Raw genomic sequence first — 15,291 nt, 5'->3', positions numbered from 1 at the left:
CGGGTCAGCCGCAGGCGCCGGTCTCGACGCCCCGGGTGCGTTCGGCGCCCAGCCGCGCCGCGCCGGCGGCCTCGGCCGCGGTGAGCGCGAAGCCCACGTTGCGGTCGTCCCGGGCCACCGCGAAGATCACCCCGAGCACCTCGCCGTTCGGGGCCATCAGCGGGCCGCCCGAGTTGCCGCGGCGGACCAGGGCCCGGATCGTATAGATCTCGCGGGTCACGTTGGCCGAGTCGTCGATGTTCGGGCCGGTGATGTCGCCGGCCTCGCGGATCCGGGCCGCCTGCGCGTTGTACGGGCCGTCCAGCGGATAGCCCAGCACGATCGCGTTCGCGCCGGTGGGCGCCGGCCGGCGGACGAACGGCAGCGCCCGCGCGCGCAGGCCCGGCACGTAGACCACCGCCAGGTCGCGTTCCGGGTCGAAGACCACGACCTTGCCGTCGAGGGGGCCGTTCGCCGTCTCCACCTGCACCGCGCTGGTGCCGGCCACCACGTGCGCGTTGGTCATGATGCGCTCCTCGGCATACACGAAGCCGGTGCCCTCGATGCGCTGGTCGCAGCTGGTGCCCAGCACCTTGAGCACCGACCGGCGCACGTCGGTGACGAGCCGGGACTTCGCGAGGGCCGGGTCCGGCGGCGGCACCTGGGCGGCGCTCGTGCGGGTCAGTCCACCGAGCACGTCCGGGAAGCCGTCCGTGTCCAGCGACTGGCGCAGCCCGGCCGAGAGCGCCTGCGCCTGCTCGGGCAGCAGATCGTCCACACCCTGCAGCACCGCGCTGCTGCGCACCTGCTTGTTGAACTCCGGGAAGGGCGTCGACCCCAGGGGCACGGCGAGCAGCCACGCGACGACCAGCACCGAGGTCAGGGAGATCACCGCCCCGCCGCCGTCATCGAGACGCTGCAGCGACGGGCTGAGGATCGAGCTGCGCACCTTGGTGCCGAGCCAGCCCGCGAGGGTCTGCCCGAGCACCGCCAGCGCGAGGATCGTCACGAGCGCCACGACCAGCCGGACCGCGCTGTCGGCGAACTGGTTCGCGATCAGCGGGCCGATCTGCAACCCGATCAGCAGACCGCTGAAGAAGCCGCCGAAGGACAGCGCACCGATGACAAACCCCTGCCGGTAGCCGCTGATCGCGAAGACCAGCATCAGCAGGATCAGGATTCCGTCGACCACAAGCACCCATTCACGTGCGCAAGAGTAGGCCAAACTCCCAACCGCACGCGGTGATCAACTGCTCACCGTTGTCCGTCGAAGGGCGGCGGAGCAGCCGAGGCTGGTCGCACGCCCTTTTCGCAACCACCCGTATAGGTGACGCGGCACACACGTCAGTGGTGCACCCGGGAGAGTCGGGCGACCGCGCGCTGCTTGAGGGCGAAGCCCTCCTTGGCGGCGTCGCGCAGCCCCGCCACCAGCGGCGAGCGGGACCGGCGGGCCCACGGCACCGGCACTTCGGTGGTGCCGTACTTGGCCTTGTAGGAGTTGCCGCCGACGAAGTCGAACTCGGTCACCCCGCGCTCCTTCGCCCAGCGCAGCGCGTGCCAGATCAGCGCCTCGTTCGGGCGCAGATGCTGGTGCTCCCGATAGCTCGCGCCGCCCCAGAAATACATCGTGCGGTGATACCAGGGCAGGACCGCCGTGGCGACGCAGCGGCCCTCGGGGTCGCGGGCCCGCAGCAGCAGGATGCGGCCCGCCGGGGCGAGATTGCGGATCAATGCGCGCACCCGCTCGATCGAATACGTCGGCACCAGATTTTGTTTGGCGAATACGTCGCGTAGTTGATGGTAGAAGTCGTCCGCGAATTCCTGGTCGCCGGGATTCGCCTCTTCGATGACGACTCCGGACTTGGCGGCCTTACGGATATTGCGCCGGCAGGCGCTGGCCATCGCGCCGAACAGCGTGTCCTGCGCCGGGCGCAGGTCGATCACCGCGGTCGGCGCCGCCGCCCAGCGCAGGCCGAGCCCTTCGAGGTCGGTCTCGGTCAGGCCGCGATCGCGGATCTCCAGATGCGCGCAGCCGAGATCGCCGAAGGCGAAGGGCATCAGGGCCGCCAGCGCGGCCCGGCGCGGCACCCCCGGCTCGAGGTTGAAGCCCACGTAGGAGGTGGTCCAGCCGGCCATCGGGCTGCCGAGAATCCGCAGGCCGTAGCGCTTGGTGACCAGTCCGGTGAAGTGGCCGACGGCGCGCGTGCCGTCGGTGACCGTCGCCAGGACCGGCTCGGCGCGCTGCGACTCGGCGACGAAGCGCAGCCACTCCTCGGTGTGGAAGATCAACCGGTCGTCGTACGTCGCCCGGTCGGCCCAGAGCGCGGCCGTCGGTTCCACCCGGTGCAGTGCGAGCATGAGATCCCCCCGGCGCCACTGAAATAAAGGCCCTGTGCCGGATGATGCCCCGCCGTGCGGCCATTCCGCAAGGACCGTCCGGGCCCTTCTCGAATTGATGTGAATGCTTCTCATGTTCGTTATGACAATTGCTACTGACGCTGGCCGCCGCCATTTGTCAAAGTGAGTGGGACGCCGACGCCGGCGAGTCGGAGGGGTGGGAGAAGCATGGGGTCGCCGACCGGGATCAAGCGACGGATGAACGAGCTCGGACTGCGCAGCAAGCTGCGGGCACGCCCCCGCGCCCAGGGCCGGGTGCTGGCGCCGGCCGGGCTGTTCAAGCGGCTGCCGACCTCCGCCGGGCTCTACTTCCCCTTCTACCACGACGTGCTCGGCGAATATGCCGGCGATCTGCGCCGGCACCTGCTCGCGTTCCGCCGCCTCGGCCCGCTGATCTCCTGGGACACCGCGCTCGACGTGCTCGCCGGGCGCCACCCGATGACCGGGCCGATGTTCTGCCTGTCCTTCGACGACGGGCACCTGAGCTGGCGCGACGTGGTCGCGCCGGTGCTGCGCGAGCTCGGCGCGCCGGCCACGTTCTTCCTGACCTCCGGGCTGGTCGGGCAGCCCGGCAACCTCACCTGGCAGGACTGCCGCGACCTGGCGGCGGCCGGATACCACTTCGGCTCGCACACCGTCACCCACCCGCGCCTGGCGGATGCCGACGACGACGCGGCGGTCCGGGAGATCCTCGACTCCAAGAAGGAGATCGAGGACCAGCTCGGCGTCGAGGTGCGCGACTTCGCCGCCCCGTACGGAAACCCCGCCGTCGATTTCGGAGACCGCGACCTGCGCACCGTGCGCGAGGCGGGCTACCGCAGCTTCGCCACCACGCTGCGCGAGCCGATGCACCCGGGCGACTCGCCGATGTGGATCCAGCGGCAGGGCCTGCACCCGGCCTGGCCGATCTGGGCCGTGAGGACGCGGGTCCATGACTGACGCCCGCATCTACCTGTCCCCGCCGGACGTCGGCGACGTCGAGCGCAAGCTGCTGCTCGACGCGTTCGACTCGAACTGGGTGGCGCCGGTCGGGCCCGACCTGGACGCGTTCGAGGCCCAGGTGGCCGAGCTGGTCGGCGTCCGGCACGCGGTGGCCCTCAGCAGCGGCACCGCGGCCCTGCACCTGGCCCTGATCGCGGCCGGGGTGCGCCGCGGCGACACCGTGCTGGTGCCCTCGTTCACGTTCGCCGCCAGCGTCAACGCGGTGATGTATCTCGGCGCCCGGCCGGTCTTCCTGGACTGCACCGCCGACACCTGGAACGTCGACCCCCGGCTGGTCGCCGAGGAGCTGCGCCAGCGCGCCGATCGCGGCCAGCTCCCCCGGGCCGTGATCGCCGTCGACATGTACGGCCAGTGCGCCGACTACGAGCCCCTGCTGGTGGCCTGCGACCGCTACGGCGTCGCGCTCATCGAGGACGCCGCGGAGGCGCTCGGCGCGTCGTACCGGGGCCGCCCGGCCGGGTCGTTCGGGCTGGCCGGGGTGCTGTCGTTCAACGGCAACAAGATCATCACTACCGGTGGTGGCGGCATGCTCGTCACCGACGACGGCCGGGTGGCGACCCAGGCCCGCTACCTGGCCACCCAGGCCCGCGAGCCGGTGGCGCACTACGAGCACCGCGCGGTCGGCTACAACTACCGGCTGAGCAACCTGCTCGCCGCGGTCGGCCGCGGCCAGGTGCAGCGCCTCGACGAGCTGATCGCGGCCCGCCGCCGAAACACGCACTACTACCGCGCCGCGCTGGGCGACCTGCCCGGCCTGACGTTCATGCCGGTGGCGGAGTACGGCGTGCCCAACTGGTGGCTCACCTGCCTGCTGGTCGACGCCGAGACCTTCGGCGCCGACCGCGACCGCATCATCGAGCACCTGGGCCGGCACGACATCGAGGCGCGGGCCACCTGGAAGCCGATGCACCTGCAGCCGGTGTTCCGCGACTGCGTCGTGCGCGGCGGAATGGTCAGCGCCGACCTGTTCCGCCGCGGGCTGTGCCTGCCGAGCGGCTCCGCGCTCACCGACCACGACCGGGAACGCGTCGTCGCCGCCGTCCGCGCGGTGGCCCGAGAGAAGGGGTGACGGCGGGATGCGCATCGTCTACATCCACCAGTACTACTGCAACCCGTCGATGACCGGCGGGATCCGGTCCTACGAGCAGGCCCGCCGGTTGGTCGCCCGCGGCCACACGGTGCACGTCATCACCACCGACATCACGCCCGGCAAGCGGTCGCTGGGCTGGCGGCGCACCGACGACGACGGCATCCAGGTGCACTGGTTCTCCGTGCCGTACTCGAACAACATGTCCTTCGCCCAGCGGCTGCGCGCGTTCGCCGAGTTCATGGTCCTGGCGGCGGCGAAGGCCGCCGCCCTCAAGGCCGACCTGGTGTTCGCCACCAGCACGCCGCTGACCGTCGCCGTCCCGGGCGTCGTCGCGGCCCGGCTGCGCCGGGTGCCGTTCGTCTTCGAGGTCCGTGACCTGTGGCCCGAGGTGCCGATCGAGATGGGCGTGCTGCGCAACCCGATCGCCCGCCGGATCGCCGGGGCGCTGGCGAGCTTCGCCTACCGCAACGCCGAGGAGGTCATCGCGCTGTCGCCGGGCATGGCCGCCGGCGTCACGGCACGCCGCCCGGGCACCCGGACCACCGTGATCCCCAACGCCGCCGACCTGGCGATGTTCGAGGTCGCGCCGGAGGCCGTGCGGCGCTTCCGCGACGAGCACCGCTGGCTCGGCGACCGGCCGCTGATCGTCTACACCGGCGCGCTGGGCGCGGTGAACGGCGTCGAATACCTGGTCCGGGCCGCCCGCAAGATGGGTGAGACCGACCCGGAAGCGCAGGTGCTCATCGTCGGGCACGGCAAGGAATGGGAGGACACCAAGGCGCTCGCCGCCGGGTATGGCCTGCTCGACCGCACCGTGCACATGTGGGAGAAGGTGCCCAAGGCCGACCTGCCGGTGATCCTCGGCGCCGCCACCATGTCGAGCAGCTTCGTCCGGCCGGTGCGGGCCCTGTGGGACAACTCGGCCAACAAGTTCTTCGACGCGCTCGCCGCCTCCCGGCCGATCGCCGTCAACTACGGCGGCTGGCAGGCCGACCTGCTGCGCGAGACCGGCGCCGGGCTGGTGCTGGACCCGTACGACGCCGAGCAGGCGGGAGCGGTGCTGGCCGCGCACCTCCGCGACGAGGTGTGGCTCAAGCAGGCGCGGGAGGCCGCGCACCGGCTCGCCGTGGAGCGGTTCTCCCGGGACCTGCTCTTCGCGCAGTTCGAAGCCGTACTGAACCGGTCCGCGGCGGTGCGGAAACCGGGTCGCCGCGCCGCCCGGGCCGCCGTCGAGCAGGCGTGAAGAGCGGAGAGAACCAGAGTGGAACTGCGTGAGTACGTACGGGCCTGCCGGCGCCGATGGCTCTGGCTCGTCATACCCGTGCTGCTGGCCGCCGGCACCGCGGCGGGGCTGACCCTGACCGCGAAGCCGGCCTACCGCTCATCGATGGTGCTGTTCGTGACGACCGGCACCGGCGACCCGGATTCCAAGGCGAGCCGGCTCGGCTCGTACATCGCGCTGCTCACCGGCCCACGGGTGGCCGAGAACGTGATCACCCAGCTGGAGCTGCCGCTCAGCACCGCCGAGGTCCAGGCCAAGCTGTCGGCGCAGGTGCAGGAGGGCACCGACCTGCTGGTGGTCTCGGCCACCGACCCGTCCGCCGAGCGCAGCGAGTCGATCGTCACCACGGCCACCGCGTCGCTGGTCGAGCTCGCCAAGCAGCTCGACCCGCCGCCCAAGGCGCCCGTCGACGGGCCCACCCCGTCGGTCTCGATCGCCCAGAATCCGGTCACCACCGAGGTGCCCGGCAACCTGGTGCGCAACATCGGCTTCTCGGCGGTGCTGGGCCTGCTGATCGGCGCGGTCGCCGTGGCGGTCCGCGAGGCCACCCGCAAGACGATCGGCGAGGAGGACGACCTGCGCCGCCTCGGGCTCGGCGCGGTCGGCCTCATCTCGCTCGGCGGCCGCTCCGGTCGCAACGGCCACGCGGACGAGGCGCTCGCGGAGGCGTTCCGGCGGCTGCGCAGCCTGCTGCCGGACGTCGCCGGGCTGCACGGCGACGCCGAGCGCGGCACCTCGCTGCTGCTCACCGGGGCGCAGCCGAAGGAAGGCACCACCGCCGTCGCGTGCGGCCTGGCCATCGCCATGGCCGAGACCGGCGCCACCGTGGTGCTCGTCGACGCCAACCTGCGCAGCCCGGGGGTCGGCCGCTATCTGGCGATGGACACCAGCCACGGCCTGGCCGACGTGCTGTCGGGCACGGCCGAGATGCCCGACGTGCTGCAGGACTCCCTCGACGGCCGGCTGACCGTGCTGCCCTCCGGCAAGCAGCCCGCCGACCCGGGCGAGATGCTGGCCTCGCCCCGGCTCGGCGCGACCGTGCGCGCCCTCACCGAGCGCTTCGACGTGGTGATCGTGGACGCGCCGCCGCTGCACGGCGTGGCGGACGCGGCCGTGCTGAGCAAGGTGACCGACAGCGCGCTGCTGGTGGTGCGGGCCAACCGCACCCGTACGGTCGACGTCGAGCGCTCGATGGACCTGCTCGAACGCGTCGGCGCCCGGCTCGCCGGCGCCGTGCTCAACGCGCTGCCGAAGAAGCTGCCCACCGGCGGCGCCTGGCACCGGGAGAACGCGGTGCCGGCCGCCCGCTCCGACCCGGAACTCGTCGACCAGCTGTTCGGCGCCGACCCGGCCGGCCAGGGCTCAACGTTCGGTGCCCCGACTGCCGGCGACGAGCCGGCGACCGCCCGGCCGCCCGCCCGGGGCCGGGCCCAGGTGGTCAAGGCGACGGTGGTCAAGACCACAGTGGTCAAGGCCACGGTCGGCACCCCGGAGGAGGCCGAGCAGCACCCGCGCGACGGCGCCGGAACGGCAACGGTACGCGGACAGGCCCGCGTGGTCGTCGCCCAGCCCGTCCCCCAGCCCGCCGACCAGCCTGCTGTCGCCAAGCCCGCCACCCCCAAGCCCGCTACCGCCAAGCCCGCCACCGCCCAGCCTGCTGTCGCCAAGCCCGTCGTCGCCAAGCCCGCTGCCACCCAGCCCGACGCCGCCAAGTCCGACGCCGCCCAGCCCGCGGTCGACGAGGCTGTCCGGCCGGAGCCGCCGCACCTGCCGGCGCAACGCGTCCCGGACGAGAAGTCGCAGCCCGGTGAGTGAGCTGCAGGCGGAACGCGCCGCGCCGGAGCAGGGGCTCGCTCCCCCGCGCCGGGGCGGCCCGGCCGGCTGGCTCGGTGCCCAGCTTCGCGAGCCGTACGTCAAGCTCGTCGCCTCGCAGCTGCTGACCGGCGGCGTCGCGCTGGCGGCCAACATCCTGATGGTCCGCGCCCTGAGCCCCTCGGGCCGCGGCGAGGTCGCCCTGATCCTGCAGGTGGTCTACCTGGCCACCCAGGTGCTGCTGCTGGGCACGGAACGCAGCTTCGTCGCGAGCTACCACGACGTCACGCCCGCGGCGGCGGTGCGGGCCTACGCCCGGCTGCTCGTCGTGCCCGGCGGGCTGACGCTCGCCGCCGCCGCCGCTTTCGCCGTCCTGGCGCCGGCTCGGTTCGATCCGGGGCCGGTCGTCATCATGCTGATCGTCGGCTACGCGATCGCCGAGGCCTCGAGCCTGGCGACCCGGGCCATCGCGATCTGCGTCGGCCGGGTGCGCGATTTCCTGTACGCCCGCATCGTCGAGTCCCTGCTGCTGCTCGCGATGCTGGTCACGCTGTTCGTGGCCGGCACCTCGCAGCCGGCCGTGTGGATCGGCGCCTACCTGCTCTCCGGGGCGCTGCCGACCATCGCCTACCTCGTCATGTGGCTGCGGCTGCCGGCCCCGACCGCCGGGCCGCTGACCCGCAACCGCACGGTGCGCGCCGAGGGGCTCGCGCTCTTCCCGGCGGCGCTGTCCAACATGGCGATGCTGCGGGCGGACCGGTTGGCGCTGCCGGCGCTGGCCTCCACCTCCGCGCTCGGCCTGTACGCCAGCGTCGCGACCATGACGGAGCTGCTGGCCTGGCCGCTGCGCGCGTACGCGGACTCCCGCCTCGGCAAGTGGCGGGCCACCCACCGCGAGGGCGCGCTGCGCACCCGCCCGATCGTCGCCGCCGCGGTCGTCTACTGCCTGGTGGTGGCCCCGATCGCGGCCGGCGGGCTGTATCTGCTCATCGTGCCCGTCTTCGGCGAGCAGTACGCCCCGGCCAAGGCCGTGGTGCTGCCGCTGGTCGCCGCCGCGGGCCTCTATGCGGTCTCCCGGATCAGCCTGGGCCTGCTCATCGCCCGGGGGCACAGCGCCCTGGTCTCCGCCGCGGAGATCACCGGCTTCGCGCTCAGCTTCGCCGCATACCTGCTGCTGATCCCGCCGCTCGGCATCCTCGGCGCCGCGTACGGCTCGCTGCTCGGCTACGGCGCCTGCCTGGTCTTCGCCCTCGTCGCCAGCCGGGTCACCGGTGACCGGATCGCCCGGGAGACCCCATGACGTGGCTGCGTGACCCGCGCGTCTTCCTCGCTCCCGGCCTGGTGCTGGTCCTGGTCGCGATCGGCGGGCGGTTCACCCTGGACCGGGCCGGGTTCGTCGACCTCGCCTGGGTGGACCTGCGGGTGATCGGGCTGCTCGTCGCCCTGGTCGTGCTCGCGGTCGACGTCGCCCGGCGCCCGCACGGTCCGGGCGTGCACCGGCGCGAGGGCTGGCTGGTCGCGACCGTGCTGTTCTTCCTGTTCCAGATCGCCTCGGGGCTGTGGGCGCCGCAGGCCTCCCGGGTCGGCCCGCAGACGCTCGACCTGATCCTGCTGGGCGTGCTGACGGTGGCGTACTACGTGTACACGATCGGCGATCCGACGGTGGTCATCCGCACCACCTTCCTGCTGTTCTTCGTCGCTGCGGTGGTCTTCGCGCTCGCCGCGCTGTTCATCAACGGCCCCGGCGACCAGGGCCGCTATTCGGCGTTCGGCGGCGGGCCCAACGTCTTCGTCCGGATCGAGATCCTCGGCGTGATCAGCGCCGTGGCCCTCTATCTGAGCACCCGCCGCGTGCTGCCGCTGCTGGTCATCCCGCTGTTCCTGCTCGCGGCGGTGCTGTCCGGGTCGCGGGCCGGACTGCTGGCCGGGGTCGCCGTCGGCGCCGTCGCCTCGCTCAAGGTCCGCGGCCGGCTGCGCACCGGGGCGGTCGCCGCGGGGGCCGCCGTCCTGGTCATCGCGACGGCCACCGTCTGGGCGTTCGCCCCGCCCGCCTTCACCAACCTGTTCCAGGAACGGTTCGTCGAGCAGACCGTGCAACAGCGCTACCTGTCCGACCGTACGGACATCTGGGCCGCCGCCTGGCGGCTGGCGGTCGAGCATCCGCTGGGCGGCGCGGGACTGGACGGCTTCTACGGCTACATCGGCGTCAACCAGGGCGTCGAATATCCGCACAACTACGTGCTCGGCGTCGCGGCCGAGGGCGGCCTGATCGGCATCGGGCTGCTGACCACCGCGATCGTCCTGTGGACCCGGACCGTGCGCGGCGGCGGCGAGCGCCCCCAGCTGACCGGGCTCGCCGTGGCCGCGGCGGTCTTCGTCGCCCTGAGCAGCCTGTTCTCCGGCGACTACTACGACGCCCGGCTCGCCTGGCTGTTCGCGGCCATGGCGGCAGCCGCGGCGGTGATCCCCGCGGCGCCGGCCAGGCCGGAGCTGCCCGTGCCCCTCCGAGAGCCGGTGCCCCGATGACCCCGGACCATGCCAAGATCGGCCGACGGGCGGTGCTGCTGCTCGCCCTCGCCTCGCTGACCGCCGCGAGCGCGCCGCCGCGGAACGACGTACCCACGATCATGGAACCGCTGCCGGCCGCGCCGGCCGCGCCGCCGCGCGCCGTCAAGCTGCGGCCGGTCTCGCACTGGGCGTCGGTCTTCCTGCAGAGCTGGGACTACCAGTACGAGAACAGCCGGCCGATGAGCCTGTCGGCGGACAGCTGGGACCACTACGACCTGTCCTACTCGGTCGACTCCTGCATCGCGATGTTCCGTGCCACCGGCGAGAAACGCTATCTCGACCGCGCCCTGGAATTCGTCGAGAACGTGGCCGGTTCGGCCCGGCCGTCGTCCTCGCTGCGCGGCAGCCGGTTCAAGGACGGCTATCGCGGCTGGGCGTCGAGCAGCTCCGGGCAGCGCGGCGACGAGGTCCCGCTCTACGAGAGCTACTTCTGGCGGTACGGAACCGCGCTGCTGGTCGCCATGCGGGACAACGCGGCGACCCCCGACAATCCGGAATACCGCGCCCGTTACGACCGGCTGCTGGACTTCGCCGAGACCCACGTCTTCCAGAAGTGGTATTCCCGCGGGGCGGGCGAGACGATCTACCGCGAGCGGACGCACATGGCGGCGCACTGGGCGCTGATCGCGCTGAACCTGTCGCGGATCACCGCCGACCCGGCCCGCCGCCGGCGCTACCTCGAAGTTGCCGGCAACATCGACCTGCACCTGCCGAGCAACGGCGCGGGCCTGCGCAGTCAGCTGCGGCGCCATCCCGCCGAGCCCACCGCGTACTTCTGGAGCGACGTCTGGGGCTCGGCCAGGCGGCCCGGGCAGGACGTGAGCCACGGCAACGGCGTCATGGCGTACGTCGTGGAGGCGCGCGACCACGGCCGGGGCTGGACCGGCGCGGACATGGCCGCCTTCTCCGCGCTGCTGACCAAGGTGATTTGGCCCGGCGGGCGAACCTACCGCAGCTTCGTGGACGGCACCGGCGCCGACAACGGGTGGTTCTCCGACGGCTTCGTCAAGCTGGGCCGCTACGACGCGGCCGTCCAGCAGCGGCTGGAGCGGCACCAGGTGGTCAACGATCAGTTCGCCGCGAACATGGCGCTCAACGCCCGGATCCTGCGGTCCTGAGGAGGCATCATCATGAAGGCTTCGCTGCTGGAACCCACGGCGCGCGAATGGAAAGAGGCGCTGCAGCAGACCCCGCACGACATGTACCACGAGCCGGCGTACGTCGAGCTCGACGCGAAGCTCTACGGCGGCACCCCGGTGGCCTTCCACTACGCCGAGGAGGGCCGGCGGCTGCTGATGCCGTTGATCCTGCGCGACGTGCCGGGCTCGGAGCTGCGCGACGCGCTGTCGCCGTACGGGTATCCCGGCCCGGTCGGCACCGGCGACACCGGCTTCTGGGAGCGCGGGTGCGCCGCGATGATCTCCACGCTGCGGGCTGCGGGCATCGTGACGGCCTTCGTGCGGATGCATCCGCTGTTGGACGCGCCGCTGGCCACGCTGGGGCGCTTCGGCGCGTTGGTCCGGCACGGCGAGACCGTCTCGATGGACCTGACCGTCAGCCTCGACGAGATGTGGGCCCAGACCCGCAGCGACCACCGCAATCACATCAACCGCGCGCGCCGCGCCGGCACCCGGATCGTCTTCGACGACTGGGACCGGCTCGGCGAGTGGGTGGCCGTCTACCACGACAACATGCGCCGGGTCGGCGCGTCGTCCTACTACTTCTTCACCCGCGAGCACCTGGCGGCGATGCACGACGCCGTCGGCGACCGGATGCACCTGGCCGTCGCGCTGGAGGGTGACGAGGTGGTCGGCGGCAACACGTTCTTCGAGCACGACGGCATCGCCACCGGCTACGTCTCGTCGACCCGGCGGGCCCCGAAACGGTACGCCGACGAGTTGCTGTACGACGAGGTGCGGCGGTGGTGCAAGGGCCGCGGCGACACCGTCTTCCACCTCGGCGGCGGCAAGGGCGGCACGAACGACTCGCTGTTCTCGTACAAGGCCGGCTTCTCCCCGAGCCGGCACCCGTTCCACACCTGGCGGGTGGTGACCGATCCCGCCGCGTACCGGCTGCTGGTCGCCGACCGCCGGCCCGGCGCCGATCCCGACGACCTGTCCGCCACCTTCCCGCCCTACCGTTAGGAGCACGGCATGCGCATCACCTGCATCGGCGGCGGGCCCGCCGGCCTGTACTTCGCGGTACTGGCGAAGCTGGCGGACCCCGCACACGAGATCACCGTGCTGGAACGCAACCCGGCCGGCGTCACGTACGGCTGGGGGGTGGTCTTCTGGGACGACCTGCTCGACGACCTGTTCCGCTACGACCCGGTCAGCGCCGAGCGCATCTCGCGGGCGGCCTGCCGCTGGGACGAATACGAGGTCCGCGCCACCGGCAAGGCGGTGACCCACCTGGCCGGGTACGGCTTCAGCCTGGGCCGGCGCGACCTGCTGGACATCCTCGCCGCGCGGGCCGTCGAGCTCGGCGTCGAGATCCGCTACCGCGACGAGCTCACCGAGCTGACCGAGGCCGGCGCCGCCGACCTCGTGGTGGCCTGCGACGGCGCCCGCAGCCGGGTCCGCGACCAGCACGCCGAACACTTCGGCGCCGAGATCGAGGTGGGCCGCAACAAGTACATCTGGCTGGGCACCTCGCACGTCTTCGACACCTTCACGTTCGGCTTCGAGCAGACCCCGGCCGGCTGGATCTGGTATCACGCCTACCCGTTCACCGCGGACACCAGCACCTTCATCGTGGAATGCGCGCCGGAGACGTGGGCCGGGCTGGGGCTGGACAGCCTGGACGCCAAGCAGGGTTGCGCCCGCCTGCAGGAGATCTTCGCCGCGCACCTGGGCGGGCAGCCGCTGGTCGACCACCGCGCCGAGGTCGGCGGCACCGGCTGGCTGAACTACCGGCGGCTCACCAACCAGCGCTGGGACCACGGCAACGTGGTGCTGATGGGCGACGCCGCGCACACCACCCACTTCGCCATCGGCTCCGGCACCAAGCTGGCGATGCAGGACGCGATGGCCCTGGCCGACGCGGTGTCCGGCGACGACGACCTGGCGGTGGCGCTGGAACGCTACGAACACCGCCGCAAGACGGCGCTGGCCCCGCTGCAGCGCGCGGCGAAGGCCAGCAGCGAATGGTTCGAGCGGGTGCCGGACTATGTGGACCTGCCGGCCAAGCAGTTCTCGTACGCGCTGTCGAACCGGCGCGGCGAGTATCCGACGTGGCGATACCTGCTGCATGTAGCGACGCAGAGCGCGGGGCCGCGGACGTTGCTCCGCTGGGCGCTGAGCACCCGGCGGTGGCACCGGGCCCGGCGGCGGCCCGGGCTGGCCGCGGCGAGCACCGCGGTGAGCCGGCCCCGCGAGCCGGCCCGGCTGACGGCGAGCTGACCCCGGCCGGCGCTCAGAGCAGGTCGTTGTCCTTGGCGTAGAGGGCCGCCTGGGTGCGGTCGCGAAGGTTGAGGCGGCTCAGGATGCGCGAGATGTGGTTCTTGACGGTGCCCTCGCTCAGATACAGCCGGGACGCGATCTCCTTGTTGCTCGCGCCCACCGAGATGAGCCGGAGCACGTCCGTCTCCCGGGGGGTGAGGACGTCGGTGGCCGGCAGGGCCGCGGCCAGCCGGCCGACAACCGCCGAGTCGAACTGGGCGACGCCCGCGTGTGCCAGGCGGACCGCTTGGGCGAGATCCGCCACCGGCAGGTTCTTGAGCAGGTAGCCGATCGCGCCGGCCTGCAGCGCGCGGGTGACGTACTCGTCGTCGTCGAACGTCGTCAGCATCACGATCTTGCAGGTGGGCAGCAGCCGGCGCAGGGCGGCGGTGGCCGCGACGCCGTCCAGCTCGGGCATCCGCACGTCCATCAGCACCACGTCGGGCCGGCAGCCGGGCACAGCCGCGACGGCCTCGGCGCCGTCGCGGGCGCTGCCCACCACCTCGATGCCGGGTTGCAGACCCAGCAGGGCGGCGATGCCCTCGCGAACGAGCTCCTGGTCGTCGACGACGAAGACGGTGACGTTCGCGTTCACGTTCGCGTTCACGTTCGCGTTCACCAGGGGACCTCCACCGTGAGTTCGGTGCCCGCCGGGGAGCTGGCCACGGCCACGGCGCCGCCGGCCAGGCGGACCCGTTCCCGCAGCCCGGACAGCCCGAACCCCTCGTCGGCCGGATCGAATCCCCGGCCGTCGTCGCTGACGGTCAGGCGTGCTCCGCGGTCGTCGTAGGCGACCGTGAGGCCGATCCGGGCCGCGCCGGAGTGCCGGCAGGCGTTGGTCAGACCCTCCTGGGCCGCTCGGTAGAGCACCAGCAAGGGCCGCCGTTCACGGCCGGTGACGGTCAGCAGCACGCGCCCGGCCCCGCCGTCGAGATGGTGGACGAGGTCGGCCAGGGACCGGGACAGCTCCACCGGTCCGGTCTCCGAACCGAGGGTACGGACCGAGGTGCGGACCTCCGCCAGGGCGCGGTCGGCCGACCAGCGGGCGCTGGACACCGCCTGCGCGGACGTCGCGGGGTCGAGAGGCGCGAACGCCTCGGCCTTCTCCAGCTGGATACCGATGGCGGTCAGGTGATGGCCGAGGCTGTCGTGGATCTCGCGGGCGAGCCGGTTGCGTTCCCGCGCCGCCGACAGATCCGCGACCTCATCGAGGGTCCCCGCCAGTTGCCGGCGAGCGCGTTGCTCGCCGGTGGCGACCGCGGCCATCGCGATCGCCAGCACGATGCCCAGGGTGAACATCAGCAGGTCCGAGATGTACTCGGCGCGGACGTACCACTCCGGCACCCACAGCATGAACGCCACCGCCACCGCGGCGACACAGCCCACGCCGAGCACCAGGGCGACTGTCCGGCCGAAGGCGAAGAAGGCCAGAAACGGGACGAGCACGAACAGCACCCGCGACAGGCCGGACGCGTCCAGCGCCGTCACCCCGCAGAACAACACGATCCGCAAGCCCAGCAGCAGGCCGGGCGGGATCGGCCGGTCCCGCGCGTCCAGCACGATGAGCACGGCGAGCAGACCCGCGAATCCGGCAGTCCGCGTAGTGAGGCCCGGGCCGACCGCAGAGTAGTAGACGCCACCGGCCAGCACCGCGCTGTAGAGAACGGGCGGAATCCAGGACATCGACCGCGTCACCGGCTCAGCATAGGAGGACGCCGGCC

13 protein-coding genes are annotated in these 15,291 nt (G+C 72.5%); 9 read left to right on the top strand and 4 right to left on the bottom strand.

Annotated elements, in window-relative coordinates:
- Positions 1-4: 4 nt before the first annotated feature.
- Complete coding sequence (locus DMB66_RS06765) at positions 5-1,177, bottom strand: MarP family serine protease (RefSeq protein WP_125803133.1); 1,173 nt, start codon at positions 1,175-1,177, stop codon at positions 5-7.
- A gap of 146 nt (positions 1,178-1,323) precedes the next feature.
- Entirely contained in the window at positions 1,324-2,337 is a 1,014-nt protein-coding gene (locus DMB66_RS06760; protein WP_125803132.1) for a GNAT family N-acetyltransferase, read from the bottom strand.
- A 237-nt stretch (positions 2,338-2,574) separates the two neighbouring features.
- Here DMB66_RS06760 and DMB66_RS06755 point away from each other — a divergent pair, with 237 nt between their 5' ends.
- Genes DMB66_RS06755 through DMB66_RS06715 form a run of 9 tightly spaced genes read left to right on the top strand, consistent with a single transcriptional unit; the run spans position 2,575 to position 13,531 of the window.
- Positions 2,575-3,315, top strand: a complete 741-nt coding sequence (locus DMB66_RS06755) for a polysaccharide deacetylase family protein (protein ID WP_233624345.1) — start codon at positions 2,575-2,577, stop codon at positions 3,313-3,315.
- Complete coding sequence (locus DMB66_RS06750) at positions 3,308-4,447, top strand: DegT/DnrJ/EryC1/StrS aminotransferase family protein (protein WP_125803130.1); 1,140 nt, start codon at positions 3,308-3,310, stop codon at positions 4,445-4,447. The genes DMB66_RS06755 and DMB66_RS06750 overlap by 8 nt, the downstream gene beginning before the upstream one ends.
- A gap of 7 nt (positions 4,448-4,454) precedes the next feature.
- Positions 4,455-5,711: a glycosyltransferase family 4 protein gene (locus tag DMB66_RS06745; protein WP_125803129.1), complete on the top strand. Its 1,257-nt coding sequence runs from the start codon at positions 4,455-4,457 to the stop codon at positions 5,709-5,711.
- A gap of 18 nt (positions 5,712-5,729) precedes the next feature.
- Positions 5,730-7,565, top strand: a complete 1,836-nt coding sequence (locus tag DMB66_RS06740) for a polysaccharide biosynthesis tyrosine autokinase (RefSeq protein WP_125803128.1) — start codon at positions 5,730-5,732, stop codon at positions 7,563-7,565.
- Positions 7,558-8,862: a lipopolysaccharide biosynthesis protein gene (locus DMB66_RS06735; RefSeq protein ID WP_233624344.1), complete on the top strand. Its 1,305-nt coding sequence runs from the start codon at positions 7,558-7,560 to the stop codon at positions 8,860-8,862. The genes DMB66_RS06740 and DMB66_RS06735 overlap by 8 nt, the downstream gene beginning before the upstream one ends.
- The gene (locus tag DMB66_RS06730) at positions 8,859-10,088 is read left to right on the top strand and encodes an O-antigen ligase (RefSeq protein ID WP_125803127.1); all 1,230 of its coding nucleotides are present in this window, start codon (positions 8,859-8,861) and stop codon (positions 10,086-10,088) included. Before DMB66_RS06735 ends, DMB66_RS06730 begins: the two co-directional genes overlap by 4 nt.
- The gene (locus DMB66_RS06725; RefSeq protein ID WP_125803126.1) at positions 10,085-11,248 is read left to right on the top strand and encodes a hypothetical protein; all 1,164 of its coding nucleotides are present in this window, start codon (positions 10,085-10,087) and stop codon (positions 11,246-11,248) included. Before DMB66_RS06730 ends, DMB66_RS06725 begins: the two co-directional genes overlap by 4 nt.
- Positions 11,249-11,260: 12 nt before the next feature.
- Positions 11,261-12,274, top strand: a complete 1,014-nt coding sequence (locus tag DMB66_RS06720; protein WP_125803125.1) for a GNAT family N-acetyltransferase — start codon at positions 11,261-11,263, stop codon at positions 12,272-12,274.
- Between the two features lie 9 nt (positions 12,275-12,283).
- Positions 12,284-13,531 carry an FAD-dependent monooxygenase gene (locus DMB66_RS06715; protein WP_125803124.1) on the top strand — a complete coding sequence of 416 codons (1,248 nt, stop codon included), beginning with the start codon at positions 12,284-12,286 and terminating at the stop codon, positions 13,529-13,531.
- A 13-nt stretch (positions 13,532-13,544) separates the two neighbouring features.
- On the opposite strand, the gene DMB66_RS06710 is transcribed toward DMB66_RS06715, so the two are convergent.
- Complete coding sequence (locus tag DMB66_RS06710; RefSeq protein WP_233624343.1) at positions 13,545-14,189, bottom strand: response regulator transcription factor; 645 nt, start codon at positions 14,187-14,189, stop codon at positions 13,545-13,547.
- Complete coding sequence (locus tag DMB66_RS06705; protein ID WP_125803123.1) at positions 14,186-15,265, bottom strand: sensor histidine kinase; 1,080 nt, start codon at positions 15,263-15,265, stop codon at positions 14,186-14,188. Before DMB66_RS06705 ends, DMB66_RS06710 begins: the two co-directional genes overlap by 4 nt.
- Positions 15,266-15,291: the final 26 nt, after the last annotated feature.

Source organism: Actinoplanes sp. ATCC 53533 (assembly GCF_003947245.1).
This window is presented reverse-complemented; position numbering and strand designations above follow the sequence as displayed.